Genomic DNA, 26,477 nt, shown 5'->3' with positions numbered 1-26,477 from the left:
AGATTCATCCGTGGACGGGATGCTTAATAGTTGAAAGTCTTGACCAGCAGCAGATCACCGATCGCCCGCAGGGGCACGATGAACGTTTCGCGTTTTTCGTCGACAGTGTTTTCCTGGGTCACCAGCGTGATTTGCGAGGTGATGACCTCGTTCTGGTTGCTGGCCTCCTCGAAGTTATAGCCGCCGTCGCCGAAGTTGCCCCAATAGTTGACGTAAACCAGATAGGTGCCGTGCAGCGGCGCGGTCATGGTGAACATTTCCGGGCCCGGGCCGTCGACGCCGTCCGGATCCAGGCCGCCGCCGTTGCTCAAGGCCGGGCGCGCCCAGAAGGCATGCTGGCCGTCCGGCGTGACGATGTGCAGGTCGAGCTCGGCCTTGGGGTCGTCCCAGCCCAGCACCACGCGGATCCGCGCCGGCGTGCGCAGGTCGTTGGCCTCATAGAACTGGACGCGCTTGAGCGACTGCCCTTCGGCGCTGCGCACTTCGACGCTGTTGGAGCCGGCGCCGAAGGCGTAGGGCCTGGCGAAACGCCCGTCATCGTCGGTGTACAGGTTCAGCGGATTGCCGTTCACCGCCAGGGTATGCGGCCCGCGCTGGTGGCCGAGGGCCTTGAGCTGGCCCTGGATCATCGTGCGGTTGCGCTGGATGCCGCGGTCGATGGGCGGCGTGGGGTAAGCCACCTGGGGGTTTTCCGTGCGGTCGAGCAGGCCGTGGTAGCGCCAGCCGCCCTGGGGCTCCGACAGCTCGGCGCTCGGCGCAGCCAGCAGCGCGGGCGCGCAGACCAACCCGATCAGCAGCAAAAGAAACGAACGCACGTGATGCCTCCTGCCATGCCTGACGAAACCTTGCGCCCGATCCTCGGCGCTTCACAGTGGCGCGTACTGCGTTTCGTCTGAAAGCCCCTGAAAACGGGGACGTAGAAGGCGCGAAGATTAACGATTCGGCCGTTGTTTAACAATCGGACACATCTGGATTTGCGGCAAGAATCACGCACATTTACGGTGCGTGAGCCGAATAGCGGACTTATTCGGCTCACGAAATGAGCCGAATAAACATTTGCCCAGCCAAAGCACATCAATTCGCAGCAAGAGAGCTCGCTCCCATCAGGTTGCGAATCGACCCCGAACCCCAGAATCCGGCCCTGAATTCGGCCACGCCCGGGACAGCTGCGCAGCCCGGCGGGAACACGCGCCCCCGCCATGGGGAACGCCCCGCTCATTTGCCCCTGCCCCCCCCTATCTGCTAGTGTCGCGCCGGTTTAACGTCTACCGGAAACCGCCGCCATGGCCCGCAAAAAAGCTGCACTGGATTTCGAACAGTCCCTCGCCGACCTGCAAACGCTGGTGGAGCGTCTGGAGAACGGCGAACTGTCGCTGGAGGACTCGCTGGCCGCCTTCGAGCAGGGCATCGGCCTGACCCGCGACTGCCAGGCGGCGCTGGCCCAGGCCGAGCAGAAGGTGCAGATCCTGCTGGAGCGCGACGGCGAACTGGCCGAAGCCCCGTTCGATGCGGACTTGCCGGAATGATCGCCGCGTATTCGGCCGCCAGCCAGGCACGGGTCAACGCGGCGCTGGAGATCCTGTTCAAGGCGCCTTTGCCGGAGCTGGCGCGCCTGTATGAGGCGATGCACTACAGCGTGATGATCGGCGGCAAGCGCGTGCGTCCGCTGCTGGCCTACGCCGCCTGCGAAGCCCTCGGCGGCAAGGCCGAACAGGCCAACGGCGCGGCCTGCGCGGTGGAGCTGATCCACGCCTACTCGCTGGTGCACGACGATTTGCCGGCGATGGACGACGACGACCTGCGCCGCGGCCAGCCCACCACCCACAAGAAGTACGACGAAGCCTGCGCGATCCTCGCCGGCGACGGCCTGCAGAGCCTGGCGTTCAGCGCCCTGCTCGACCTGCGCCTGAGCGACCTGGGCGCCGACATCCGCCTGCAGATGGTCACCGCCCTCGCCCACGCCGCAGGTCCCGCCGGCATGGTCGGCGGCCAGGCCATCGACCTCGGCTCGGTGGGCCTCAAGCTCGACCAGAAGGCCCTTGAGCAGATGCACCGGCACAAGACCGGCGCGCTGATCGAGGTCAGCGTCAAGCTCGGCGCCCTGGCCAGCGGCCGCGCCGAGAAGGACGAGCTCAAGGCCCTGCAGACTTATGCACAGGCCATCGGCCTGGCGTTCCAGGTGCAGGACGACATCCTCGACGTCGAAAGCGACACCGAAACCCTCGGCAAGCGCCAGGGCGCCGACATCGCCCGCGACAAGCCGACCTACCCGGCCCTGCTCGGCCTCGACGCGGCCAAGGCCTATGCGCTGGAACTGCGCGATCAGGCCCTGCACGCGCTGCGACCGTTTGACGCGGCCGCCGAGCCGCTGCGCGACCTGGCCCGGTACATCGTCGAGCGCCGCCACTGACGGCAGATCCGCCAAAAAGGACCTACGCGTGGGCAGGGGGCGATGCATCAGGTAAACTGCCGCATCTTTTATACCTATAACGATTCGCCTGATGCCCACGACGTTTCATGAGATTCCCCGCAAGCGCCCGACCACGCCCCTGCTCGACCGCGCGAACACGCCGGACGGCCTGCGCCGGTTAGGCGAAGCCGAGCTGGAGACCCTGGCCGATGAGTTGCGCCTGGAACTGCTCTACACGGTCGGCCAGACCGGTGGGCATTTCGGTGCCGGCCTGGGCGTCATCGAGCTGACCATCGCGTTGCATTACGTGTTCGACACCCCGGACGACCGGCTGGTGTGGGACGTCGGCCATCAGGCGTATCCGCACAAGATCCTCACCGGCCGCCGCGAGCGCATGGGCACCCTGCGCCAGAAGGACGGCATCGCCGCCTTCCCGCGCCGCTCCGAGAGCGAGTACGACACCTTCGGCGTCGGCCACTCCAGCACCTCGATCAGCGCCGCGCTGGGCATGGCCATCGCCGCCCGCCTGCAGAACAGCGACCGCAAGGCGATCGCCGTGATCGGTGACGGCGCGCTGACCGCCGGCATGGCGTTCGAGGCGCTGAACCACGCGCCGGAAGTGGACGCCAACATGCTGGTGATCCTCAACGACAACGACATGTCGATCTCGCGCAACGTCGGCGGCCTGTCCAATTACCTGGCCAAGATCCTCTCCAGCCGCACCTACGCGAGCATGCGCGAAGGCAGCAAGAAAGTGCTGTCGCGCCTGCCCGGCGCCTGGGAGATCGCCCGCCGCACCGAAGAGTACGCCAAGGGCATGCTGGTGCCCGGCACCCTGTTCGAAGAGCTGGGCTGGAACTACATCGGCCCGATCGACGGCCACGACCTGCCGACCCTGATCGCCACCCTGCGCAACATGCGCGACCTGAAGGGCCCGCAGTTCCTGCACGTGGTCACCAAGAAGGGCAAGGGCTTCGCTCCGGCGGAGGTCGACCCGATCGGCTACCACGCCATCACCAAGCTCGAACCGCTGGACGCCCCGGCCGCTGCGCCGAAGAAGGCCGGCGGGCCGAAGTATTCCGGCGTGTTCGGCGAATGGCTGTGCGACATGGCCGCCGCCGACCCGCGCCTGGTGGGCATCACCCCGGCGATGAAGGAAGGCTCGGACCTGGTGGCGTTCAGCGAACGCTTCCCGCTGCGCTACTTCGACGTGGCGATCGCCGAACAGCACGCCGTGACCCTCGCCGCCGGCATGGCCTGCGAAGGCGCCAAGCCGGTGGTGGCGATCTACTCGACGTTCCTGCAGCGCGGCTACGACCAACTGGTCCACGACGTCGCGGTGCAGAACCTTGACGTGCTGTTCGCCATCGACCGCGCGGGCCTGGTGGGCGAAGACGGCCCGACCCACGCCGGCAGCTTCGACCTGTCGTACCTGCGCTGCATCCCGGGCATGGTCATCATGACCCCGAGCGACGAGAACGAACTGCGCAAGATGCTCAGCACCGGCCACCTGTACAACGGCCCGGCGGCGGTGCGCTACCCGCGCGGCACCGGCCCGAACGCCACCATCGAGAAAAGCCTGGAACCGATCGAGATCGGCAAGGGCGTGGTGCGCCGCGAGGGCAGCAAGGTCGCCCTGCTGGTGTTCGGCGTGCAACTGGCCGAGGCGCTGAACGTCGCCGAGAAACTGGACGCCACGGTCATCGACATGCGCTTCGTCAAACCGCTGGACGAAGCGCTGGTGCGCGAAGCCGCCGCCAACCATGACCTGCTGGTGACCATCGAGGAGAACTCGGTGATGGGCGGCGCCGGCAGCGCGGTCAGCGAGTTCCTCGCCCGCGAGAACGTGCTCAGGTCGATCCTGCACCTGGGCCTGCCGGACATCTACGTCGAACACGCCAAACCGGCGCAGATGCTCGCCGAGTGCGGGCTGGACGAGGCCGGGATCGAAGCGGCGGTGCGCGAGCGCCTGCAACTGCTCGACCGCTGAACACACCCTCCCTGTGGGAGCGGGCTTGCCCGCGAAGAGGCCGGCACATCCAACATCTGCGTTGAATGTGCCGACGCCTTCGCGGGCAAGCCCGCTCCCACAGTGTTTTGCGGTGTCATAAATGTTGTCTCCAATGGACTGCCCATGAAGTTTTCGCGCCTCGCCCTGCCCCTCCTCCTGCTCCCCGCCAGCCCGGCATTCGCCGACGCCTTCGAACGCGACGAAGCCCTGAAGCTGCCGGACATGCTGATCAGCGCCAACCGCCAGGTCGAGGCGCGCAACGACAGCAGCGCCGCCAACACCGTGTTCACCCGCGACGACATCGAGCGCCTGCAGCCGCAGAGCGTCACCGACCTGCTGCAACGGGTGCCGGGCGTGCAGGTTACGCAGTCAGGCGGGCGCGGCAGCCAGCCGGGGATCTACATCCGCGGCACCCAATCGGCCCAGAGCCTGGTGCTGGTGGACGGCCAGCGCATCGGCAACGCCACCTCCGGTGACAGCAACCTGCAGCACCTGAACATCGAACAGATCGAGCGGGTGGAAGTGCTGCGCGGCTCCCGCTCGGTGATCTACGGCAGCGATGCGATCGGCGGGGTGATCCAGATCTTCACCCGGCGCGGCGCCGAGCCAGGCTTGCAGCCGCGGATGCATGTCGGTTTCGGCAGCAATCAGACCTGGGAGCGCAGCCTCGGCCTGTCCGGCGGCGATGAGAAAACCCGCTTCAACCTCGGCGCGAGCCTGGACGAGACTGCCGGCATCGACCGCACCCATGAGTCGTACTCAAGCGACAGCGACCACGACGCCTACCGCAACCAGTCCCTCAGCCTGAGCCTGAGCCACGCCCTGAGCGACGACGTCGAAGTGGGCGCCAACCTGCTGGACAACCGCGGCAAGAACGGATTCGACAGCCCGTTCGGCCGCTACGACTTCCAGACAGACACCAGCTATCAGCAGCAGCCCTACAGCGACTTCGCCGTCAGCAGTTTCAGCGGTTACGTGGACGCGCGGCTCAATGAGCGCTGGAAGTCCCGCCTGGAGCTGGGCCACAGCGAAAACCGCGACAAGACCCTCGACAAGCTCAGCGACGAACGCTCGGTGTTCAACACCTACCGCGATTCGGTGAACTGGCAGAACGACCTGACACTCGACGCCCGCAACAGCCTGATCCTGGGCGGCGACTGGTACGAAGACCGGGTCAACAGCAGCACCTCGTTCGACGAGGACAGCCGCTGGAACCGCGCCGCCTTCATCCAGCACCGCTACCAGGCCGACAGCTTCTCCACCGAACTGGGCCTGCGCCGCGACCAGAACCAGCAGTTCGGCGGCCAGAACAGCTGGAGCGGCACCCTCACCGTGCCGGTGAACCCGGACAACGACCTGTTGCTGAGCTACAGCGAAGGCTTCCGCGCCCCGACCTTCAACGACCTGTACTACCCGGGCTTCAGCAACCCGGACCTGAAACCGGAAACCTCGAAAAGCTACGAGCTGCAATGGCGCAGCCAGTTGAGCGACAGCAGCCGCCTCGAAGCGTCGCTGTACCGCACCGACCTTGAGGACGCGATCATTTCCGGCAGCAACTCACGGCCGCAGAACGTCGCCTCGGCGCGGATCAACGGCTTCGAAGCGGCGCTGAAACAGGAACTGTACGGCTGGCAGAGCAACCTCGGCGTGGCGGTCATCGACCCGCGCGACCGCGACAGCGGCCACACCCTGGCCCGCCGCGCCCGCCGCACGCTGAGCTGGGACCTGGACCGGCAATTCGACCGGCTCGGCCTCGGCGCCACCTGGCAGGCGGTCAGCGGCAGCTACGACGACCTGAACAACCAGCATGCCCTGGGCGGCTATGGCCTGCTCGGGCTGCGCAGCAGCTGGGCGCTGAGCCGGGAGATCAAGCTGGACCTCAAGGTCGACAACCTGCTGGACAAGGACTACAGCCGGGTGCTGTACAGCCACGGCAGCAGCCAGTACGGCTACCGCGAGGAAGGCCGGGCGTGGATGTTCGCAGTGACCTGGACGCCGCAGCTCTGAGCGGAACTGCGGCGGGGTTTTGACTGCCGCTATCGCCAGCAGGCTGGCTCCCACCGTTTTCGCGGTGACCGCAGATTCTGCGTACAACCGAGATCCCCTGTGGGAGCCCGCCTGCTGGCGATGGCTCCACCCAGGGCACCGCTACGCAAAAACCTCAACGCCCGGGCGCAATCAACCGACAGAGCTTGGCGGTCGCTTCGATCATCTGCCCGCTCGGCCGCTCAAGGCCCTTGTCGCTCACCCGCAGCAATTGCCCCTGACGCACCGCCGCCACCTGCGGCCAGGCTTTCCAGGCATCGAGCTGCGTCTGCTCGCCGGCCAGGATCACTTCGGGATCGCGCTGCAGCACCGCCTCGACGCTGACCTGCGGCGCCGGCAAACTCAGGTCGGCGAACACGTTGCGGGCACCGCACACCGCCAGCGCATCGCTGATGATCTGCCCGCCGCCGACGGTGTACAGCGGCTTGTCCCAGACCTGGTAGAACACCCGCAGAGGGCTTTCCCGGCGATAGCGCGTGCGGAGCGCTTCAAGGTCTTTGCGCAATGCCGCCGCCCGTTCTGTCCCGCGCTCCGGCCGGCCAAGCCGCCGGGCGATGGCATCGATCTGTTCGAGCAGTTGGTCAAGGCTGTGGGGTTCGGCCACGAAGGTCGGGATGTTCAGCCGCTTGAGCTGCTCGCGCTGGGCCGGGCCGACGCTGCCGGGCCAGAGCAGCAGCAAATCGGGCTGGAGGCTGAGCAAGCGCTCCATGTCGAGCTGCCCGTAGCGCCCCACCGAAGGCACTTGCTTGAGCGCGTCCGGCCGCTCGCCGGCATCCAGCACGCCCACCAGCAGGTCGGCCGAATCCAGTTCAACGACGATTTCCGACAGGGAAGGCGCGAGGCTGACCACCCGCAGGTCGGCCAGGGCCCCGCCGCTGGCGGCCAGCAGCAGAACCGCCAGCCAGAGGCGCCGCATCAACCGAGCTGACGCGGAATGCGGTAGAGGTAGAACAGCACGGCCGTGGACAGCGCCAGCAGCATCAGCGGCACGGCTTCGAGGCCGACGAACACCGCCAGCGCGCCGATCCAGGTCGGCAACGCCGCCGCCAGGAACGCCGTACGGCGACGGGCCGCCAAGGCGATCCACGCGCCGGGCTCTTCGGGGGTGTCGAGGGATTTCTGGGTGGCGATCAACGCATGCTTGTAGCGGCCGAAGAACTTCAGGCTGACGAACATCGACGCCACGCCGGCGATGAACAGCGGCATCGCCAGCACCGGCAAGACCGCCTCGCCCTGGCCGAACACGCCGTTGATCACGAACAGCGGCAGCAGCGCCAGCGCCAGGTATTTCCACCAGGCCACCGACAGGCGGCGACGCACCTGACCGCGGGTCACGCCCGGTCGACCTCGCCCTGGTGCTCGTTGCCCATCATGTGGTCGAGCTTGCTGGCCTTGGTCGCCAGGTATAGTTTGTTGTGCGGGTTGTGCCCGGTGTGCAGCGGCACGCGCTCGGCGACGACGATGCCCATGTCGGTCAGCGCCTTGACCTTGCGCGGGTTGTTGGTCATCAGGCGCAGCGACTTGACGCCCAGGTGCTCCAGCATCGGCAGGCACATGGCGTAGTCGCGCTGGTCGGCGGCGAAGCCAAGGCGCTCGTTGGCCTCGACGGTGTCGGCGCCGCCGTCCTGCAGTTCGTAGGCGCGGATCTTGTTCAAGAGGCCGATGCCGCGGCCTTCCTGGCGCAGGTACAGCAGCACGCCACGGCCTTCGCGGGCGATGGCGCGCAGGGCGGCTTCCAGTTGCGAACCGCAGTCGCAGCGCTGGCTGAACAAGGCATCGCCGGTCAGGCATTCGGAATGCAGCCGGCCCAGCACCGGGGCACCGTCCGCGATCTCGCCCAGGCTCAGCACGACGTGCTCGCGGCCGGTGGCTTCATCGAGAAAACCGTGCATGGTGAATTGCGCAAAAGGCGTTGGCAGCTTGGAAGCGGCGACAAAAACGACAGGCACCGGTGTGCTCCTGATCTGAAAAGTCTGAAGATTCGCTGGGCGGCATTGTAACAGCAGGTTCCGACAGACGCTTAGGCTGAATTGTCGGCCATATTCATCAAAAAGTTTGATGCGAGGATGGTCATGGCGAGGGCGGGCACGTCAGCCGTTCGGATCGAACGGATACGGCTGTTTCCAGCGCTCGAAGACCGCCTTGAGCTCGCCCGTCTTGACCAACTGCTCCATGCGCCGGTCATACAGCGCCATCAGGGCGCGGCCCTGGGGTGTGTCGGCGAACCCCAGGTACAGCGGCAGCTCCGCCAGATGCGAATAGCGGTACTGCGCCGGATCGTCGGCGTCCTTGAGCACCGCTTCGATCTCGGTCAACGCATCGATGTAGAAATCCACCCGCCCCTGCTTGAGCATCGACAAGATCCCCGTGCGCCGCTCGATCTGGTTGTAGCGCTTGATGTTGGGCAGGTAGTTCTCGTAGCGGTAGCCCCGCACCCAGGCCAGGCGGTACTTGCCCAGGGAGGCCTGGGTCGGCGCCGGATTGCTTGCCAGCCCCAGGGCGTAGATGTGGTCGGAGTCGAAGTTCCAGCGCGGGTACAGCACCTGCTCGGCTTCATCGCGGTAGGAGCCGACCAGGGCGTCGACCTCCTTGAGCTGCACCAGCCCCACCGAACGGGTGTACGGCACGGTGCGGATGTCCAGCGTCACGCCGGCCTGCTCGAACACCAGCCGCAGCACGTCCCAGGCCAGACCGTGGCCGTCGGCGGCGGTGTAGTCTTCCCATTCCTCGCTGGCCAGGTGAATGACCGCGGGCGGTGCATCCTCGGCCCGGGCCAGGCAAGCGCCCCCGAAACCGAGCCAGACAACAACCAACAGCGCCAACCAGCGTCGAGCCATCCTTAGTCCCCCGTGCACGCCTGAGCGCTCAGGCGAAAATCCACACCAGTCCCTGCATCGCAAGCCAAGCGAACACGCCGGCCAGTACGTCGTCGAGCATGATCCCGACGCCGCCGTGCACATGCCGGTCCACCCAGCGGATCGGCCACGGCTTGAGTATGTCGAAGAAGCGGAACACCACAAACCCGGCCAGCAGCCAGTACCAGCCTTCCGGCACCAGCCACAGGGTGATCCACATCCCGACCATCTCGTCCCAGACGATGCCTTCGTGGTCATGCACCCGCAGGTCGTCGGCCACCTTGCCGCACAGCCAGAAGCCGAACAGCATGGTGATGCCCAGCATCAGCCAGTAACCCCAGTCGGGCAACATCTGCCACAACGGAATAAAGGGTAGCGCAACCAGCGAGCCCCAGGTGCCCGGCGCCTTGGGCAAGGTGCCGGAACCGAATCCGAAGGCCAGGAAATGCCACGGATTGCGCCAGACCGACGGCGGAACGCATTCGGCCGGAACCTGTTTCGGGTGATCTGTCACGGTGACTCCTGAAAATGTTGATAACCCCGGATCTGCGGGGTGATGTCGCGTCCGTCGCGGTCGAGCAGCGCCACGCCCTGCCCCTGCGCCACGCGGCCGATCACATGCACCGGCCACCCGTCGGCCAGCAGCGCCGGCAATTCGACGGACGGCAAGGTGAAGGCCAGCACGTAGTCGTCGCCGCCGCTCAGGGCCGCACGCTCGGCGCCCGGTTGGCCGAGGAACGCCACCAGTGCGTCCGACAGTGGCACCCGCTCGCGCTCCACCTCCAGCCGCACGTTCGACGCCAGGGCGATGTGCCCGCAGTCGGCGAGCAAGCCGTCGGAGATGTCCAGCGCCGCCGTGGCCTTGCCGCGCAGCGCCTGGCCCAAGGCCAGTTGCGGCTGCGGCGACCAGTAGTGCGCCAGCAGCGGTCCTGCGATATCGGCCGCCGCCTCGCGCTGCCCCAGCACCAGCGGCAAGGCACCGGCGGCATTGCCCAGCTCGCCGCCGACGCACAGCAGGTCGCCTGGGCGCGCGCCGCTGCGGGTCAGGGCCTGGCCCGCCGGCACGCGGCCGAACACGGTCATGGTCAGGCTCAGCGGCCCACGGGTGGTGTCCCCGCCCACCAGCGCCACGCCGCAGCCCTGGGCCATCTGGCTCAAGCCGCGGGCATAGGCCTGCAGCCAGTCGGCGGTCACCGAAGGCAGGGTCAGGGCAAGGGTAAAGGCAACGGGCGTGGCACCCATGGCAGCGAGGTCGCTGACCGCCACGGCCAGCGAACGCTGACCGAGCAGGAACGGATCGCAGGGGTCGGCGAAATGCACGCCGGCCACCAGCGTATCGGTGGAAACCGCCAGCTGTTCCCCGGAAGGAACCGCCAGCAAGGCGCAGTCGTCGCCGATCCCCAGGGCAACGCCCTCGCCGCCCTGCGCACAGGGCGCGGCGGCGAAGAAGTTGCGGATCAGCTCAAACTCGCCCATGAGGTCTCAAGCGCCGGTCAGCGCTTGAACGCCTTCACTTCAGCTTCACGCAGGCGCGGGGCCAGTTTGTCCAGCACGCCGTTGACGAACTTGTGACCGTCGGTCGAACCGAAGACCTTCGCCAGTTCGATGCCTTCGTTGATCACCACGCGGTAAGGCACGTCGACGCGCTTGAGCAGCTCCCAGGTGGACAGGCGCAGCACCGCCAGCTCGACCGGATCCAGCTCTTCGATGGCCAGGTCCAGGCAAGGCGTGAGCGCGTTGTCGATCTCGGTGCGGTTGGCCGGAACCCCGTGCAGGATCTCGCGGAAATACGCGCCGTCGACATCGGTGAAATCGTTGTCGACCCGAAACTGTGCCTCGATCTCGTTCAACGAAGCCCGGGCCATGTGCCACTGGTACAGCGCCTGCGTCGCGAGCTGACGGGCTTCGCGTCGCTTGGCGCTCTTCGAGGGCTTGCCGGCGTTCGCTGGTTTGGGATCGCGCGGGTTGAAACGATCGCTGTCGTCGCTAATCACTTGGCCTCCAACTGCGCCAGCAGGCTGACCATTTCCAGGGCGGACAGGGCAGCTTCGGCACCTTTGTTGCCGGCCTTGGTGCCGGAACGTTCGATGGCTTGCTCGATGGAATCGACGGTCAGCACGCCGAAGGCGACCGGTACGCCGAACTCCATGGAGACCTGGGCCAGGCCCTTGGTGCATTCGCCGGCCACGTATTCGAAGTGCGGGGTGCCGCCACGAATGACCGCGCCCAGCGCGATGATCGCTGCGAATTCGCCTTTCTGGGCGACTTTCTGCGCGACCAGCGGAATTTCGAAGGCGCCCGGTGCGCGGATGATGGTGATGTCGCTTTCGCTCACGCCGTGGCGAACCAGGGCATCGACTGCGCCGCTGACCAGGCTTTCAACCACGAAGCTGTTGAAACGGCCCACTACCAAAGCGTAGCGGCCTTTTGGAGCGATGAAAGTACCTTCGATGGTCTTCAGGGTCATTCGTCAGATCTCTTAAAGAGCCGGGACGCGTCTGTTACGCGCCCCTCAGGGATATTTGAACCGCGAATCAAGGGCCGGAAACAACCGGTCATCATTCGGAGGGCACGTATTCTACAACTTCCAGATCGAAACCGGATATCGCGTTGAACTTCATCGGCGCGCTCATCAGACGCATCTTGCGCACGCCCAGGTCGCGCAGGATCTGCGAACCGGCGCCGACGATGCTGTAGGTGGTCGGTTTTTTCGCCGCCGCCTGATCGCCGGTCTCGCGGATGTGCGCCAGCAGCACGTCGCCGTCGAGCGGGTGACCGAGCAGCAGCACCACGCCGCTGCCGGCCTCGGCCACGGCGGCCATGGCGGCGCGCAGGCTCCAGCGGCCCGGTTGCTTGACCATCAGCAGGTCGCGCAGCGGATCCATGTTGTGCACGCGCACCAGGGTCGGCTCTTCGGCGCAGACGTTGCCCAGGGTCAGGGCCATGTGCACGTCGCCTTCGACCGAATCACGGTAGGTGACCAGGTTGAACTGGCCCAGTTCGCTGTCCAGCGGCTGCTCGGCGATCCGCTGAACGGTACGTTCGTGGATCATCCGGTAGTGGATCAGGTCGGCGATGGTGCCGATCTTGATGTTGTGTTCGGCAGCGAAGGTTTCCAGTTCCGCGCGGCGGGACATGGTGCCGTCGTCGTTCATCACTTCGCAGATCACCCCGCTCGGCTCGAAACCGGCCATGCGCGCCAGGTCGCAGGCCGCTTCGGTGTGGCCGGCGCGGGCCAGGGTGCCGCCGGCCTGGGCCATCAGCGGGAAGATATGGCCGGGGCTGACGATGTCTTCGGCCTTGGCGTCCTTAGCGGCCGCGGCCTGTACGGTGCGGGCGCGGTCGGCGGCGGAGATGCCGGTGGTCACGCCTTCGGCGGCCTCGATCGACACGGTGAACTTGGTGCCGAACCCGGAACCGTTGCGCGGCGCCATCAGCGGCAGCTTCAGGGTCTCGCAGCGCTCGCGGGTCATCGGCATGCAGATCAGGCCGCGGGCATGCTTGGCCATGAAGTTGATGTGCTCGGCCTTGCAGCATTCGGCGGCCATGATCAGGTCGCCTTCGTTCTCGCGGTCTTCGTCATCCATGAGGATGACCATCTTGCCTTGGCGGATGTCTTCAACCAGCTCTTCGATGCTATTGAGCGCCACAAGGCACCCCCATTCTTTCAGAAATTGAGTTTCAGGATTTGAGATAGCCGTTGGCGGCCAGGAAGCTTTCGGTGATGGTGCCGCCGGCGCTCGGCTCGGCGGCCTTGTCGCCCAGCAGCAGGCGCTCCAGGTAGCGCGCCAGCAGGTCGACCTCCAGGTTCACCCGGCGGCCCGGCTTGTAGGACGCCATGATGGTTTCGCTCAGGGTGTGCGGAATGATCGTCAGCAGGAACTCGGCGCCGTCGACCGCGTTCACCGTCAGGCTGGTGCCGTCGACGGTGATCGAGCCCTTGTGGGCGATGTACTTGGCCAGTTCCTTCGGCGCGCGGATGCGAAATTCCACGGCGCGGGCGTTGTCGCTGCGCGACACCACCTCGCCGACGCCGTCGACGTGGCCGCTGACCAGGTGCCCGCCCAGGCGGGTGGTCGGGGTCAGGGCCTTTTCCAGGTTGACCGGGCTGCCGCTCTTGAGGTCATTCATGGCGGTGCAGTCGAGGGTTTCGCGGCTGACGTCGGCGGCGAAGCCGTTGCCCGGCAGTTCGACCGCCGTCAGGCAAACGCCGTTGACCGCGATGCTGTCGCCCAGCTTGACGTCGCTCAGGTCGAGCTTGCCGGTTTCGACATGCACCCGCACGTCACCGCCCTTGGGGATCAGTGCACGGATGCTGCCGATGGATTCGATGATGCCGGTGAACATGGGGTTCTCCTTGAGAACGGCGCCTGCGCTAACGCGATGGCCGGGAATTATACGCTCGCGGCAGGCAGAGGGATTGCGGTGACTCGCCAGTCATCGCCCACCGCGCGGATTTCGCTGATTTTCAGTTCCGGCGCGTCCTTCATATACGCCAGCGGCCAGTCGAGCAGCGGACGCGCCGCGGAGCCCAAGAACTTGCCGGCGATGAAGATCACGAACTCGTCGACCAGCCTCTGCTGCGCAAAGGCACCGGCCAGGCGCGGCCCGGCTTCGACCAGCACTTCGTTGACGCCGCGGCCGGCCAGTTCGGCCAGCAGCCGGCGCAGGTCGACCTGGCCGTCATCGCCCGGCACGTGCAGGCATTCGGGGCCGTCGACGTGCTGCTCTTCCACAGCCGCGCAGGTGGCGACCAGCGCGGGACCGGCCTTGAAGAACGGCGCATCCAGCGGCACCCGCAGGCGGCCGTCGACCAGCACCCGCAGCGGCGGCCGGCTCATGGCCAGCGCGGTCTGCGCCGCATCCAGCCCCAATTCGTCAGCCCGCACGGTCAAGCGTGCGCCATCGGCCAGCACCGTGTCGGCGCCGGTCAGCACCACGCTGGCCTGGGCCCGCAGGCGCTGCACCGCCGAGCGCGCGGCGGGGCCGGTGATCCACTGGCTCTCGCCGCTCGCCATGGCCGTGCGGCCGTCGAGGCTCATGGCCAGCTTGACCCGCACGAACGGCAAGCCGTGCTCCATGCGCTTGAGAAAGCCTTCGTTGAGCTTGCGCGCCTCGCCTTCCAGCACCCCGCTGGCGGTGGCGATACCGGCGTCGGCCAGGCGTTGCAGGCCCTGGCCTGCGACCTGCGGATTCGGATCCTGCATCGCCGCCACCACCCGCCCGACGCCGGCCTTGACCAGCGCGTCGGCGCACGGCGGCGTGCGGCCATGGTGGCTGCACGGCTCAAGGGTGACGTAGGCGGTGGCGCCCCGGGCCTGCTCGCCGGCGGCGCGCAGGGCGTGGACTTCGGCGTGGGGTTCGCCGGCGCGTTCGTGCCAGCCTTCGCCGACGATCTGCCCGTCGCGCACGACCACGCAGCCGACCCGCGGGTTCGGGTGGGTGGTGTAGTGGCCCCTGCGCGCCAGCTCCAGGGCCCGGGCCATGAAGTGCGCGTCGAGGATGGCCTGTTCGGCGGCGGTCATTCTTTCACCGGTTCGCGGGCCAGGCGGTCGATCTCTTCGCGGAACTCGTTGAGGTCCTGGAAGCGGCGGTACACCGACGCGAAGCGGATGTAGGCGACTTCGTCGAGTTTTTTCAGTTCGGCCATCACCAACTCACCCACCACGAGGGACTTGACCTCGCGCTCGCCGGTGGCGCGCAGCTTGTGCTTGATGTGCACCAGGGAGGACTCGAGGCGCTCGACGCTGACGGGACGTTTCTCCAGCGCACGCTGCATGCCGGCGCGGAGTTTCTCTTCGTCGAAGGGTTGGCGGCTGCCGTCGGTTTTGATCAGGCGCGGCAACACAAGCTCGGCCGTCTCAAACGTCGTGAAACGTTCGCCGCAGGCCAGGCATTCACGCCGGCGGCGCACCTGCTCGCCCTCGGCGACCAGACGCGAGTCGATGACCTTGGTGTCGTTGGCACCGCAGAAGGGACAGTGCATGGTGGCTGGCAACAAAAAATGGGAGGGCCATGGTAGCGCATCCCCGTGGCAAGACAAGCCATAGGCTTTGCGGTATACAGACTGCCATGATCTGACGATCCATGGATTTCACTTTTACGGAGCCGCCAATGCCGTTACGTCCGCTCGTTTTGCTCAGTCTCTTCGGCCTGCTGGTGGCCTGCGGCAGCGATGCGCCCAAGCCCCAGCCGCCGACACCGGGCCCTGCGCCGCAGCAGGCGCAGAAAAAGGCCCGGGAAGCCGCCGACCTCGGCCCGCTGCCGGCCTACCAGCGCGAGCTGAGCGGCACCCTGCAAGGCGTGCCCGCCGGCGCCGAAGTCGAACTGGCGCTGCTGGTGATCGACGAGAAGGACCGGCCGCAGCAACTGCTGGCCAGCGCCACGCTGATCGGCAACGACCGGGCGCTGCCGTTCCACCTGCGCTTCAACCCCGACGCCTTCCCCGCCGGCGCCCGGGTCGAGCTGCGCGGCCGCGCCAGCCAGTCCGGCCAGTTGATCCTGCACCTGCCGTCGCAGGCCATCACCCAGCCGACCACCCAGGCACTGGGCCCGCTGCAGTTCGTCAAAGCGCCATGAATGCACCGTTCGACCTGCAGCAGGCCTTGAGCGGACTGCTCGGCGACGCCCGGCTGGTGGCTTGCCCGCTGCCGGGCACCGACCTGCGCCTGTGGCTGATCGACGGCGACAACATGGCCCGGGAATTCACCCCGGACGAAACCCGCCGCATCCTCCACGAGCCGCCATACTGGAGCTTCTGCTGGGCCAGCGGCCTGGCGGTGGCGCGTTACCTGGCCGAACATCCCGAATGGGTCAGGGGCAAGCGGGTGCTGGACTTCGGCGCTGGCTCCGGCATCGCCGGGATCGCCGCCGTGAAGGCCGGCGCGCTGGAAGTGGTGGCCTGCGACCTCGACCCGTTGGCGATTGCCGCGTGCCGGGCCAACGCAAGCCTCAACGGCGTGGAGATGGGCTACTCGACGGACTTCTTCGCCGAGGCGGACCGCTTCGACCTGATCCTGGTCGCCGACGTGCTCTACGACCGGGCCAACCTGCCGCTGCTCGACGCGTTCCTCAGCCGTGGGCGCGAGGCCTTGGTGGCCGACTCCCGGGTGCGCGACTTCCGCCATCCGCAGTACACCCGCATCGAGATGCTGGAGGCCATGACCCTGCCGGATCTGGCCGAACCGGAAGAGTTCCGGCATGTCAGCCTTTACCATGCGCGGCGCTAGCCAACCGCTTCCGGCCACACCCCGCCACCCCGTATAGTTGCCCCATCCACGCTTTCACGAGAGCCCCCATGAGCGAGCAAACGCCCTACATCTTCGACGCCACGACCGCCGATTTCGACCGGTCGGTGATCGAGAACTCTTTCCACAAACCGGTGCTGGTGGATTTCTGGGCCGAATGGTGCGCGCCGTGCAAGGCGCTGATGCCGATGCTCCAGGGCATCGCCGAGAGCTATCAGGGCGAGCTGCTGCTGGCCAAGGTCAACTGCGACATCGAGCAGGATATCGTCGCCCGCTTCGGCATCCGCAGCCTGCCGACCGTGGTGCTGTTCAAGGACGGCCAGCCGGTGGACGGCTTTGCCGGCGCGCAGCCCGAGTCCGCCGTGCGCGCGATGCTCGAGCCCCATGTGCAGATGCCGCCGCCGGCCGCCGCCGACCCGTTCGAACAGGCCCAGGCGCTGTTCGACGCCGGCCGGTTCGCGGACGCCGAAGCGGCGCTGGTCGCGATCCTGGGCGAAGACAACACCAACGCCAAGGCGCTGATCCTGTATGCCCGCTGCCTCACCGAACGCGGCGAGCTGGGCGAGGCGCAGACCGTGCTCGACGCGGTCAAGAGCGATGAGCACAAGGCCGCGCTGGCCGGGGCCAAGGCCCAGATCAAGTTCCTCGGCCTGGCCCGGGACCTGCCGGACGCCGCCGAGCTCAAGGCGCGCCTTGCGCAGAACCCGCAGGACGATGAAGCGGTGTACCAACTGGCGATCCAGCAACTGGCCCGCCAGCAATACGAAGCGGCGCTGGACGCCCTGCTCAAGCTGTTCATCCGCAACCGCAGCTACGGCGAAGGCCTGCCGCACAAGACCCTGCTGCAAGTGTTCGAACTGCTGGGCAACGATCACCCGCTGGTGACCGTCTACCGGCGCAAGGTGTTCGCGGCGCTGTACTGACCGGTCACTCGGTCCAGCTGTAGAGCGGCGTATCCCCGCCGCTCGCCACCTTCACCTGCGACGAGTGGCGCAGCCGCACCAGCAGGCGCTTGCCCGCCGCGGCGCTGCCGGTCAGCCCTTCCAGCTGCTCCAGCAGGTCCGGCCCGCTGAGCTGCCCGGCCTTGCGCAGCAGCTCCTGCGCGGTCTGCCACAATGCGTCGTCCTGGTTCGACGGTTTCGCCGCAGGCGTTGCGGCGGCCTGCGGCGCCGCCTGCAAGGATGCGCCGAAGTGCGTACCGAGCCGCGCCCAGTCGCCGTCATCCAGTTCCAGCGTCAAGTCCACCGGCACATCGCCGACGGTTCCGCGTATCCGCAACATAAGCTTCGCTCCCGCATCTGTATGGCCGGCATGCTCCCATGGCCGGTGCACAACGCCAAGCGCACGATGAGCGGCCTCCGGGCAGATTCTCCGGGAGCGTCTATATTTCTGTTTTTTCCATGGGAAGGATGCCCATGTCCGCAGGCAGGAAACTGGCCTCCAAGGGAGCCCCCACCTCTACCGGTGGCGTGGTGCTCGAAGGCAATGAAAATCTCAGGATCGAAGGGCAGATCATCGCCTCCATCGGGCAGCTCGCCAGTTGCCCGGCCTGCAGCGCAGGCCAAGGGCCGATCGTCGCGGTGGGAGAGCGCACCCTGATGCTGCCCGCAGGCCCCGCGGCGCTTGAGGGCGACTACGTCGCCTGCGGCTGCCCGCCCATGGCCAACAAGGTACTGACCCAACAGCACAGCGGCTACGCCGGCATCGGTCGGCCCGCCCCCATCGACATGGGCCCGCCCATCGCCGCCCTGGCCTCCCGCCGGTACCTGCAGGTGATCGTCGAGCGCCAGGACGACACCGAGAAACCGGGCCTGGCCTACCGCCTCAAGGACAAGAACAAGGCCGCCATTCTCGAAGACAGCACCTGCACAGCCACCGGCGAAGGCTGCGAACACGCCGTGGAGAACCCCGAAGACTACGACACCCTGCTGGTCGGCGAAGACGCCGAGTGGTCGTTCTATGTCTACGAAGAGCCGCTGGATCAGGAGGCGTCATGAAATCGGAAATCAGACTGGTCTTTAAGGACTTCCTGATGCAGGCGCCCCGGGGCGTGAAGTTTCAGCTGCTGATCGACGGCAACGTCATCGACGACGCGATCACCCAAGCGGACGGCCCCGACCAGACGTATCTGCTGCAGCCGGACAAGGTGCAGACCCTCGTCACCATCAAGGACACGGGAAAGACCAAGACCATCAAGACCCGCGACAGCCATGAAGTCAGCCTGCGGGTCGTCGGGACTTCCGGCGCGCAGAAGGCGCTCAACACCGCCACGCTGACCCCGGGCACACGCCTGACGATGGTGGCCGTGTCGCCCTGGGTCAGGGTGCCCTTGTCCACCACCGGCGCCGTCACGAACGATGTTTTCTATGAGGTGGAATACGGGGTCAAGCGCAAGAACCAGACCCGCACCGTCAAGGTGATGATCCAGGACATGCCGCGCCGGATACTGCTCGCGGCCCTACAGCACCGGGGCTCCACGGCATGGGCCGGCAAAACGAGCAAAAGGTCGCTGGAGCACCCGACGCTCAAGCAGAGCGTGGAGTTCGCGGCCGGCACCAACAAATGCAACCTGTTCGTGTACGACGTGCTGACCTCCATCGGGGTCAACGTGGCACTGATCGAGCACGGCAAATCGAAGTACTTGCCGGGCGTCAAGAACCTCAGCCCGCCGCTGGCCGGCGAGTGGGCCGACGACACCCGGCTGCTCAACAACTGGAAGGTGGAGCGTTCGGCTTTACCCGGCGACATCGGCGCGTATGCTGTCAATTATTCCAACGCGAGCGGTCACGTCGGCTTTATCCTGGCACAGGGCGTGTGCATTTCCGCCGGCTGGGAGAGGGTCGAAGTCAACGACGCCGGCTTCCGGCAGATCGCCGGCAACGGCATCGACAGCGACCATGACTTCACCATTTTCCGACGGTACAAGCACAGCACACCCCAATGAAACGACTCTTCTGGATTTTCCCGGTGCTTGCGCTGGCGCTGATCGCGGCCTGGCGGTCCTGGTCGCCCGCCGACCTGACGGCCTGCCCGCCCGGCGACGGCGCGCCGGGGCCCCTGAGCGCCTTCGTCCACGGCTACTTCGAGCGCAACGGCCGGGTGGACTGGCGCGAACTCGACAACCGCTTCGACGTGCTCTCCACGCCCCAGGGCCGCGTGATCGCCGATCAACCCCAAGCCTATGCCTGCGAGGCCGTGCAGATCCTGCAGAACCCGGCGTTCAGCCAGAGCGAGAAGGTCTACGCCACCGCGCTGATGTTCCGGCTGCCGATCAGCCAGTACCTGGGATTCATGGATCGCAGCCACCAGCTGTACGAACAGGCCAGCATCGACCGGGAGGTGCTGACGCTGGTGGTGCACCCACGCGGCACGGCCGTCGATTACTGGTGGCTGCCGGCCTGGCGCCAGCGCTTCAACCGCGATGCGCCGGACGTGCTGGAGCCCGGCTTCATCCGTCAGGTGCTGTCGGGCCGTTACTGGTTCGACTATCCGGGCAACGGGTTCTGACCGTCCGGACGCCTTCGAACACCTGAGCGTTGCCCGCGACCTGGCGGGGGCAACGTGCGCTCATGTCTTGCGCAATGCGGGGCGGGCGGGCAAACTCTCCGCACTTTCGTTATAAGATTACATAACAAACTCTTCACTTTACTTTCCGGAGACCGCCATGCGCCGTCTGCTGCTCGCTTTGCCGTTTGCCCTGTTGCCGCTGGCCGTCGCCCAGGCCGCCGACGAGCACGACCATGACCACGAACACGGCAGCCTCGGTGCCCACGAGCATGGCGTCGGCCGCCTGAACGCGGCGCTCGACGGCCAGACCCTGGAGCTGGAACTGGAAAGCCCGGCGATGAACCTGGTCGGCTTCGAACATGCCGCCACCAGCGAAGCCGACAAGGCCAAGGTCGCCGCCGCCCGCGCGCAGCTCGAGCAACCGCTGGCGCTGTTCAGCCTGCCGGCCGCCGCCGGCTGCAAGGTCACCCGCCAGGAACTGGAAAGCCCGCTGTTCGGCGACAAGCCCGACGCCGACGACGACCATGACGAGGAAGCCGACAAGGACGGCCACGAGCATCACCACGACCACAGCGAGATCCACGCTCACTACCAGTTCAGCTGCGCGACGCCGGGTGCGCTGAAGGCACTGGACCTTTCGAAGGTGTTCAGCAGCTTCCCGGCCACCCAGAAAATCCAGGTGCAACTGATCGGCCCAAGCGGTCAGCAAGGCACCGAAGTGACGGCCAAGGCCGCGGCCCTGAAGTTCTGAACCCACCCAAACCCTGTGGGATCGGCACCATGACCCAAGCACTCATCGAACTGTCGGACCTGGGCTTCAGCTGGCCCGGCCACCCGCCGCTGCTGGACATCCCGGCGTTCCGTCTGGAGGCCGGCGAGACCTTGTTCCTCAAAGGTCCCAGCGGCAGCGGCAAGACCACCCTGCTCGGCCTGCTCGGCGGGGTGCAGAAGCCCGGCCGCGGCAGCATCCGCCTGCTCGGCCAGGAACTGACCGACCTCGGCGCCGGCGCCCGCGACCGCTTCCGGGTCGATCACACCGGCTATATCTTCCAGCAGTTCAACCTGCTGCCGTTCCTGTCGGTGCGCGAGAACGTCGAGCTGCCCTGCCACTTCTCGAAGCTGCGGGCGCAGCGGGCCAAGCAACGCCACGGCAGCGTCGACCAGGCCGCCGCCACCCTGCTCGCCCACCTGGGCCTGAACGATAAAGGCATCCTTGGCCGCCGCGCCGACTCGCTGTCCATCGGCCAACAGCAACGGGTGGCGGCGGCACGGGCCTTGATCGGTCAGCCGGAACTGGTGATCGCCGACGAACCCACCTCGGCGCTGGATCACGATGCCCGGGAAAACTTCCTCCGCCTGCTGTTCGCCGAATGCCGCGACGCCGGATCGAGCCTGCTGTTCGTCAGCCACGACCAGAGCCTGGCCCCGCTGTTCGACCGTCACCTGTCCCTGGCCGAACTCAATCGCGCCGCCACGTCCGCCGAGGTCTGAGATGTATCTGTTCCGCCTGGCCATGGCCAGCCTCGCCAACCGCCGCTTCACCGCCCTGCTGACCGCGTTCGCGATCGCCCTCTCCGTCTGCCTGCTGCTGGCGGTGGAACGGGTGCGCACCGAGGCCAAGGCCAGTTTCGCCAGCACCATCAGCGGCACCGACCTGATCGTCGGCGCCCGCTCGGGCTCGGTGAACCTGCTGCTGTACTCGGTGTTCCGCATCGGCAACGCCACCAACAACATCCGCTGGGACAGCTTCGAGCGCTTCGCCAACGACCCGAAAGTGAAATGGGCGATCCCCATGTCCCTCGGCGACTCCCACCGGGGCTACCGGGTGATGGGCACCACCGGCGCCTACTTCGAGCATTACCTTTACGGCCGCCAGCAGCACCTGGCCCTGGCCGACGGCCGTGCCTTCGCCACCGATCCGTTCGAAGTGGTGCTCGGCGCCGAAGTGGCCGAGGCGCTGCACTACAAGCTCGGCGACAAACTGGTGCTGGCCCACGGCGTGGCGGCGATCAGCCTGGTCAAGCACGACGACAAGCCGTTCACGGTGGTCGGCATCCTCCAGCGCACCGGCACGCCGGTGGACCGCACGCTGCACATCAGCCTGGGCGGCATGGAGGCGATTCACATCGACTGGCACAACGGCGTGCCGGCCCGGGGCAACGGGCGGATCAGCGCCGACCAGGCGCGCAACATGGACCTGACGCCCCAGGCGATCACCGCGTTCATGCTCGGCCTCAACAGCAAGATCTCCACGTTCGCCCTGCAACGGGAGATCAACGAATTCCGCGGCGAACCGCTGCTGGCGATCCTGCCCGGCGTGGCCCTCCAGGAGCTGTGGAGCCTGATGGGCACCGCCGAAAAGGCCCTGTTCGTGGTGTCGCTGTTCGTCGTGCTGACCGGGTTGATCGGCATGCTCACGGCGATCCTCACCAGCCTCAACGAACGCCGCCGGGAGATGGCGATCCTGCGTTCGGTGGGCGCACGGCCCTGGCACATCGCAAGCTTGCTGGTGCTGGAAGCCTTTGTCCTGGCGCTGGCCGGGACAGTGGCCGGGCTGGCCTTGCTGTACGCCGGCATCGCCGTGGCGCAAGGTTACGTGCAGGCCAACTACGGGCTGTACCTGCCGCTGGCCTGGCCGAGCGAGTATGAATGGACGCTGCTCGGTGGCATTCTGGCGGCCGCGCTGCTGATGGGCAGCGTGCCGGCCTGGCGCGCCTACCGCCAATCCCTGGCCGATGGCCTGTCGATCCGACTATGAGGATGTCCCCCATGCCCCGCGCCGCGCTCGCGCTGCTGTTGCTGATGGCCCTGCCCGTGTGGGCGGCCGCGCCGAAAGACCTGACCTGGTCGGAGATGATCCCGCCGGACGCGCCGGCGGAGACGCCGAACATGACGCCGCTGCACGACCTGTCGAAGATGGGCGACGCGCTGTCCGCCGAGTCCGCCCCGGCGGCCAAGCAGGACATGCCCAACGCCCCGGTGGTGCAGAGCCTCGACGGGCAGAACGTGCGCCTGCCGGGCTACATCGTGCCGCTGGAGGTCAGCGAGGAAGGCCGCACCACGGACTTCCTGCTGGTGCCGTACTTCGGCGCCTGCATCCACGTGCCGCCACCGCCGTCGAACCAGATCGTGCACGTGAAGAGCGAGCTGGGCGTGAAGCTCGACGAGCTGTACCAGCCCTACTGGGTCGAGGGGCCGCTGCAGGTCAAGCCGTCCACCAGCGAACTGGCCGATGCCGGGTATCAGATGGCGGCGGACAAGATCTATGTCTATGAACTGCCGGAGTGAATCCGCCGGCTGCGGCGGGGCCTGGGCGCTCGCCATCGCCAGCAGGCTGGCTCCCACAGGGATCGGTGTTCAGGCACAAATCCAAGCGGGGGCCGGCGAAGTTCCGCAGAAAAAACGACGATCACTGTTTCATTGAGCTGAATCAAAAGACCGTATCAGACGGCTCCGTACCATTTGGACATCGAACCTTTTCAACGTCCTTTTGGAGCCCCCATGAACAAGTCCTTGCTCAGCGCCTCGCTGTTTGCATTTGCGCTCGCAGCCCCGCTCGCCCATGCCCACGAAGCCGGCGACATCATCGTTCGCGCCGGCGCGATCACCGTCAACCCGAAGGCCGACAGCTCCAGCGTCAAGGTCGACCAGGGTCCGTTGAGCGGCGCCAACCTGGGCGGCAAGGCGACCATGAGCAGCGACACTCAGCTGGGCCTGAACTTCGCCTACATGATCACGCCGAACCTGGGCGTCGAGCTGCTCGCCGCGACCCCGTTCGAACATGACGTGAAGCTCAAGGGCACGGGCCTGGCCGCCGCCAACGGCAAGCTCGGCACCCTCAAGCACCTGCCGCCGACCCTGAGCCTGGTCTACTACCCGCTGGACTCGAAATCGGCCTTCCAGCCGTACATCGGCGGCGGCATCAACTACACCTGGATCTACGACGAACACGTCGGCAGCCAGGCCCAGTCCAACGGCTTCAGCAACTTCAAGGCGAAGAACTCCTGGGGCCTGGCCTGGCAGGTGGGCGCCGACTACATGCTGACCGACAACATCATGCTCAACGCCCAGGTGCGCTACATCGACATCGACACCCGCGCCACCGTGGAGAACAACGCCGTGGCTCCGGGCACCCGCGCACGGGTGAACGTGGACGTCGATCCGTTTGTGTACATGGTCGGTCTGGGCTACAAGTTCTAAGAACGTTCACGTGGTGGTGGATGAGGGCTAATGCGGCGAGGGGACTCGTTCCCGCCGGGCTGCGAAAGCGGCCCCGGACCGGACAGAAGCGGTGCTTCAGAAAAACCGCGTTGACTGGATCTGCGACTGCTGCGCAGTCGAGCGGGAGCGAGCTCCCTCCCCACAGGGATCGCATCGGGCTTCACCGCGATACCCCGCCCGCAAAAAAGGCGCCTGCAAAGGCGCCTTTTTTGTTTGTGGCGGCTTAGCGGCCCAACAGCCGCGCCAGGCCGACGCTCATCGGCGTCTGCGCCGGCAGTTCGAAGCGCTCCAGCAAACGCCGGTTGTCGGCCCGCGAGTGGCGGATGTCGCCGGAGCGGGCCGGGCCGTAGCTCACGGTCGGCAGTTGCCCGACGACCTTTTCCAGCTCGGCCAGCATCTGCTTGAGGTTGGTCGCGCGGTTCCAGCCGACGTTCACCGCACCCGGCTGCGCTTCGGGCTTCTCGATGGCCTGCACCAGCACATCGACCAGATCCTCGACGTAGAGGAAATCGCGGGTCTGCTCGCCGTCGCCGAACACGGTGATCGGCAGGCCCTTCTGCGCCCGCTCGCTGAAGATGCTGATCACGCCGGAGTACGGCGAGGACGGATCCTGGCGCGGTCCGAAGATGTTGAAGAAACGGAAGATCACCGGTTCCAGGCCGTGCTGGCGCCGGTAGAAATCAAAGTAATGCTCGCCCGCCAGCTTGTCCGACGCATAGGGCGTCAGCGGGGCCTTGGGGGTGTCTTCGTCGATCGCCTGGCCTTCGCCGTTGTTGCCGTACACCGCCGCGCTGGAGGCGAACAGCACACGTTTGACGCCGGCCACACGCATGGCCTCGCAGACGTTGAGGGTGCCGATGAAGTTGCTCTGGTGGGTCTTCACCGGGTCGTCTACCGACGCCTGCACCGAGGCCACAGCGGCCAGGTGGGCGACCGCGCTGCAGCCCTGCATCGCCGTGGCGACCAGCGCCGCGTCGGCGACATCGCCGACCACCAGTTCGACCTTGGGGTTGTCCAGCGGCAGGTTGCTGCGCTTGCCGGTGGACAGGTCGTCGAGCACCCGCACCGAACGGCCCTTGGCGAGCAGTGCGTCGACCAGGTGCGAGCCGATGAAACCGGCGCCGCCGGTGATTAAAACAGGGCCTTCAGCCATGACGGTAAAACCTATCCAGTAAGCCCGGGAGCGCGGCGCGCCAGGCGCGCGGCTTGATCCCGAAGGTGTGCAGAATTTTCTTGCAGGCCAGCACCGCGTGCTGCGGCTCTTCGGCGGCGTCGGGACGCGCGGCGTGGGCCTGGGCGGTCGGCGCCTCGACGGCCAGCGGATGCAGGCCGCGCGCTTCGGTCAGGATCGCCTGGCCCAGCGCCAGCGGCGTGGTCGCCTCCTGGCCGGCGTAATGGTACGTGCCCCACAACGGCGCCGCGCAATCGAGTTGCTTGAGCACCGAAATGATCACCCGTGCCGCGTCGTCCACCGGAGTCGGATTGCCCCGGCGGTCATCGGCCAGGAGCAGTTCGTCCGGCTGTTCGGCGCGAGCGAGGAAACGGCCCAACGTGCCCTCTGGGCTGTCGTCCAGCAGCCAGCCGAAGCGCAGCAGCACATGCTGCGGGCAAGTGGCACGCACGCTCTGTTCGATGCGCCACAGGGCCTGGCCGCGCAGGCCCAGCGGCACCGGTTCGTCCTTTTCGCTGTAAGCGGTGGCGCGGGAGCCGTCGAACACCCGGTAGCTGGAGGGCTGCAACAGGATGATGTTGTGGTGCTGGCACAGTTCGGCCAGACGCTCGATGGCGCGTTCCTGCCCGGCCAGGCGGCTTTCGCTGACGGCCTCGGCCTGGAACCAGTCGAAATAGTAGGCGAGGTTGATCAACGCGTCGGGACGGGTGTCGTCGAGCAGTTGGGTCAGGCTCGCGGCATCCCAGCCGTCTTCGGGCGGGCGGGGGGCGAGGAAACCGATGTCTTCCTCTGCACCGAGGCGAATCAGCGCCTGCCCAAGGGCATTTCCGCCGCCCAGTAACATAAGGCGCATTCGCATAGAGTCAGCAGGCCCAGTCTGATGGGAAACATGGCGATGGCGGCGGCGCGGCTGGCGCCGCCGCCGGTCATTGCCGGAATCGTTGCATTTTGCGGGTTTAGTGCGCAACCGTCACCCGCAAAGTGTAGATCCCCCCGGTTTTGTGGTGCG

At 66.7% G+C, this 26,477-nt stretch carries 31 protein-coding genes; 15 read left to right on the top strand and 16 right to left on the bottom strand.

The window, feature by feature from the left end; genetic code table 11:
- Window positions 1-23 precede the first annotated feature (23 nt).
- Window positions 24-815: a YfaP family protein gene (locus tag CAG31_RS24170; RefSeq protein ID WP_085585910.1), complete on the bottom strand. Its 792-nt coding sequence runs from the start codon at window positions 813-815 to the stop codon at window positions 24-26.
- Between the two features lie 468 nt (window positions 816-1,283).
- On the opposite strand from CAG31_RS24170, the gene CAG31_RS24165 reads away from it, so the two are divergent.
- From CAG31_RS24165 to CAG31_RS24150, 4 genes are all read left to right on the top strand, one after another.
- Window positions 1,284-1,526, top strand: a complete 243-nt coding sequence (locus tag CAG31_RS24165; RefSeq protein WP_085585908.1) for an exodeoxyribonuclease VII small subunit — start codon at window positions 1,284-1,286, stop codon at window positions 1,524-1,526.
- The gene (ispA, locus tag CAG31_RS24160; RefSeq protein WP_085585906.1) at window positions 1,523-2,410 is read left to right on the top strand and encodes a (2E,6E)-farnesyl diphosphate synthase; all 888 of its coding nucleotides are present in this window, start codon (window positions 1,523-1,525) and stop codon (window positions 2,408-2,410) included. The genes CAG31_RS24165 and ispA overlap by 4 nt, the downstream gene beginning before the upstream one ends.
- 91 nt (window positions 2,411-2,501) lie before the next feature.
- Window positions 2,502-4,400 carry a 1-deoxy-D-xylulose-5-phosphate synthase gene (gene dxs / locus CAG31_RS24155; RefSeq protein WP_085585904.1) on the top strand — a complete coding sequence of 633 codons (1,899 nt, stop codon included), beginning with the start codon at window positions 2,502-2,504 and terminating at the stop codon, window positions 4,398-4,400.
- 144 nt (window positions 4,401-4,544) lie between these two features.
- On the top strand, window positions 4,545-6,428 hold the full coding sequence (locus tag CAG31_RS24150) for a TonB-dependent receptor domain-containing protein (RefSeq protein WP_085585902.1): 1,884 nt from the start codon (window positions 4,545-4,547) through the stop codon (window positions 6,426-6,428).
- Window positions 6,429-6,582: 154 nt separating this feature from the next.
- Here the strand turns inward: CAG31_RS24150 and CAG31_RS24145 are convergent, their stop codons facing one another.
- The 12 genes from CAG31_RS24145 to nrdR all read right to left on the bottom strand — a co-directional run bounded on the left by CAG31_RS24145 (window position 6,583) and on the right by nrdR (window position 15,308).
- Entirely contained in the window at window positions 6,583-7,383 is an 801-nt protein-coding gene (locus CAG31_RS24145) for a cobalamin-binding protein (protein WP_085585900.1), read from the bottom strand.
- Window positions 7,383-7,802: an MFS transporter gene (locus CAG31_RS24140; protein WP_085585898.1), complete on the bottom strand. Its 420-nt coding sequence runs from the start codon at window positions 7,800-7,802 to the stop codon at window positions 7,383-7,385. The genes CAG31_RS24145 and CAG31_RS24140 overlap by 1 nt, the downstream gene beginning before the upstream one ends.
- Window positions 7,799-8,416, bottom strand: a complete 618-nt coding sequence (gene ribA / locus CAG31_RS24135; RefSeq protein WP_085585896.1) for a GTP cyclohydrolase II — start codon at window positions 8,414-8,416, stop codon at window positions 7,799-7,801. The genes CAG31_RS24140 and ribA overlap by 4 nt, the downstream gene beginning before the upstream one ends.
- A gap of 141 nt (window positions 8,417-8,557) precedes the next feature.
- Complete coding sequence (locus CAG31_RS24130; RefSeq protein WP_085585894.1) at window positions 8,558-9,304, bottom strand: ABC transporter substrate-binding protein; 747 nt, start codon at window positions 9,302-9,304, stop codon at window positions 8,558-8,560.
- A 28-nt stretch (window positions 9,305-9,332) separates the two neighbouring features.
- Window positions 9,333-9,836 (bottom strand): phosphatidylglycerophosphatase A, encoded by a 504-nt coding sequence (locus tag CAG31_RS24125; RefSeq protein ID WP_085585892.1) that lies wholly within the window; start codon window positions 9,834-9,836, stop codon window positions 9,333-9,335.
- Window positions 9,833-10,798, bottom strand: a complete 966-nt coding sequence (gene thiL, locus CAG31_RS24120) for a thiamine-phosphate kinase (RefSeq protein ID WP_085585890.1) — start codon at window positions 10,796-10,798, stop codon at window positions 9,833-9,835. Before thiL ends, CAG31_RS24125 begins: the two co-directional genes overlap by 4 nt.
- 17 nt (window positions 10,799-10,815) lie before the next feature.
- Window positions 10,816-11,316 carry a transcription antitermination factor NusB gene (gene nusB, locus CAG31_RS24115; RefSeq protein WP_085585888.1) on the bottom strand — a complete coding sequence of 167 codons (501 nt, stop codon included), beginning with the start codon at window positions 11,314-11,316 and terminating at the stop codon, window positions 10,816-10,818.
- Window positions 11,313-11,789, bottom strand: a complete 477-nt coding sequence (ribE, locus tag CAG31_RS24110) for a 6,7-dimethyl-8-ribityllumazine synthase (RefSeq protein ID WP_003228649.1) — start codon at window positions 11,787-11,789, stop codon at window positions 11,313-11,315. Before ribE ends, nusB begins: the two co-directional genes overlap by 4 nt.
- Window positions 11,790-11,880: 91 nt before the next feature.
- Window positions 11,881-12,972 (bottom strand): bifunctional 3,4-dihydroxy-2-butanone-4-phosphate synthase/GTP cyclohydrolase II, encoded by a 1,092-nt coding sequence (gene ribBA, locus CAG31_RS24105; protein WP_085585886.1) that lies wholly within the window; start codon window positions 12,970-12,972, stop codon window positions 11,881-11,883.
- Between the two features lie 31 nt (window positions 12,973-13,003).
- Window positions 13,004-13,669 carry a riboflavin synthase gene (locus CAG31_RS24100; RefSeq protein WP_085585884.1) on the bottom strand — a complete coding sequence of 222 codons (666 nt, stop codon included), beginning with the start codon at window positions 13,667-13,669 and terminating at the stop codon, window positions 13,004-13,006.
- A 47-nt stretch (window positions 13,670-13,716) separates the two neighbouring features.
- Window positions 13,717-14,847 (bottom strand): bifunctional diaminohydroxyphosphoribosylaminopyrimidine deaminase/5-amino-6-(5-phosphoribosylamino)uracil reductase RibD, encoded by a 1,131-nt coding sequence (ribD, locus tag CAG31_RS24095; protein ID WP_085585882.1) that lies wholly within the window; start codon window positions 14,845-14,847, stop codon window positions 13,717-13,719.
- Complete coding sequence (nrdR, locus tag CAG31_RS24090; protein ID WP_007906838.1) at window positions 14,844-15,308, bottom strand: transcriptional regulator NrdR; 465 nt, start codon at window positions 15,306-15,308, stop codon at window positions 14,844-14,846. The genes ribD and nrdR overlap by 4 nt, the downstream gene beginning before the upstream one ends.
- Before the next feature lie 128 nt (window positions 15,309-15,436).
- Here nrdR and CAG31_RS24085 point away from each other — a divergent pair, with 128 nt between their 5' ends.
- From CAG31_RS24085 to trxA, 3 genes are all read left to right on the top strand, one after another.
- On the top strand, window positions 15,437-15,901 hold the full coding sequence (locus tag CAG31_RS24085; protein ID WP_085585880.1) for a YbaY family lipoprotein: 465 nt from the start codon (window positions 15,437-15,439) through the stop codon (window positions 15,899-15,901).
- Window positions 15,898-16,551: a methyltransferase gene (locus CAG31_RS24080; RefSeq protein WP_085585878.1), complete on the top strand. Its 654-nt coding sequence runs from the start codon at window positions 15,898-15,900 to the stop codon at window positions 16,549-16,551. Before CAG31_RS24085 ends, CAG31_RS24080 begins: the two co-directional genes overlap by 4 nt.
- 68 nt (window positions 16,552-16,619) lie before the next feature.
- Complete coding sequence (gene trxA, locus CAG31_RS24075) at window positions 16,620-17,492, top strand: thioredoxin (protein WP_085585876.1); 873 nt, start codon at window positions 16,620-16,622, stop codon at window positions 17,490-17,492.
- 4 nt (window positions 17,493-17,496) lie between these two features.
- Here the strand turns inward: trxA and CAG31_RS24070 are convergent, their stop codons facing one another.
- Window positions 17,497-17,850: a hypothetical protein gene (locus CAG31_RS24070; RefSeq protein WP_085585874.1), complete on the bottom strand. Its 354-nt coding sequence runs from the start codon at window positions 17,848-17,850 to the stop codon at window positions 17,497-17,499.
- Between the two features lie 134 nt (window positions 17,851-17,984).
- Here CAG31_RS24070 and CAG31_RS28780 point away from each other — a divergent pair, with 134 nt between their 5' ends.
- From CAG31_RS28780 to CAG31_RS24025, 8 genes are all read left to right on the top strand, one after another.
- Window positions 17,985-18,566 carry a PAAR domain-containing protein gene (locus CAG31_RS28780; protein WP_256575572.1) on the top strand — a complete coding sequence of 194 codons (582 nt, stop codon included), beginning with the start codon at window positions 17,985-17,987 and terminating at the stop codon, window positions 18,564-18,566.
- Window positions 18,563-19,513, top strand: coding sequence for a CHAP domain-containing protein (locus CAG31_RS24055; RefSeq protein ID WP_085585873.1), 951 nt, complete (start codon window positions 18,563-18,565; stop codon window positions 19,511-19,513). The genes CAG31_RS28780 and CAG31_RS24055 overlap by 4 nt, the downstream gene beginning before the upstream one ends.
- The gene (locus tag CAG31_RS24050; protein ID WP_085585872.1) at window positions 19,510-20,076 is read left to right on the top strand and encodes a hypothetical protein; all 567 of its coding nucleotides are present in this window, start codon (window positions 19,510-19,512) and stop codon (window positions 20,074-20,076) included. The genes CAG31_RS24055 and CAG31_RS24050 overlap by 4 nt, the downstream gene beginning before the upstream one ends.
- A 157-nt stretch (window positions 20,077-20,233) precedes the next feature.
- Complete coding sequence (locus tag CAG31_RS24045; RefSeq protein WP_085585867.1) at window positions 20,234-20,827, top strand: DUF2796 domain-containing protein; 594 nt, start codon at window positions 20,234-20,236, stop codon at window positions 20,825-20,827.
- Between the two features lie 29 nt (window positions 20,828-20,856).
- Window positions 20,857-21,567, top strand: a complete 711-nt coding sequence (locus tag CAG31_RS24040) for an ABC transporter ATP-binding protein (protein WP_085585865.1) — start codon at window positions 20,857-20,859, stop codon at window positions 21,565-21,567.
- Between the two features lies 1 nt (window position 21,568).
- The gene (locus CAG31_RS24035) at window positions 21,569-22,834 is read left to right on the top strand and encodes an FtsX-like permease family protein (RefSeq protein WP_085585863.1); all 1,266 of its coding nucleotides are present in this window, start codon (window positions 21,569-21,571) and stop codon (window positions 22,832-22,834) included.
- An 11-nt stretch (window positions 22,835-22,845) separates the two neighbouring features.
- On the top strand, window positions 22,846-23,364 hold the full coding sequence (locus CAG31_RS24030; RefSeq protein ID WP_085585861.1) for a DUF3299 domain-containing protein: 519 nt from the start codon (window positions 22,846-22,848) through the stop codon (window positions 23,362-23,364).
- 213 nt (window positions 23,365-23,577) lie between these two features.
- Window positions 23,578-24,276: an OmpW family protein gene (locus tag CAG31_RS24025; protein WP_085585859.1), complete on the top strand. Its 699-nt coding sequence runs from the start codon at window positions 23,578-23,580 to the stop codon at window positions 24,274-24,276.
- Between the two features lie 244 nt (window positions 24,277-24,520).
- Here the strand turns inward: CAG31_RS24025 and CAG31_RS24020 are convergent, their stop codons facing one another.
- Entirely contained in the window at window positions 24,521-25,450 is a 930-nt protein-coding gene (locus CAG31_RS24020; protein ID WP_085585857.1) for an NAD-dependent epimerase/dehydratase family protein, read from the bottom strand.
- The gene (locus tag CAG31_RS24015) at window positions 25,443-26,327 is read right to left on the bottom strand and encodes a sugar nucleotide-binding protein (RefSeq protein WP_085585855.1); all 885 of its coding nucleotides are present in this window, start codon (window positions 26,325-26,327) and stop codon (window positions 25,443-25,445) included. Before CAG31_RS24015 ends, CAG31_RS24020 begins: the two co-directional genes overlap by 8 nt.
- Window positions 26,328-26,477 lie beyond the last annotated feature (150 nt).

This window comes from Pseudomonas sp. R25(2017) (assembly GCF_002112565.1).
Classification (GTDB): Bacteria; Pseudomonadota; Gammaproteobacteria; order Pseudomonadales; family Pseudomonadaceae; genus Aquipseudomonas; species Aquipseudomonas ekonensis.
Note: the sequence above shows the minus strand (reverse complement) of the source record. Positions and strands in the feature narration are given on the sequence as shown.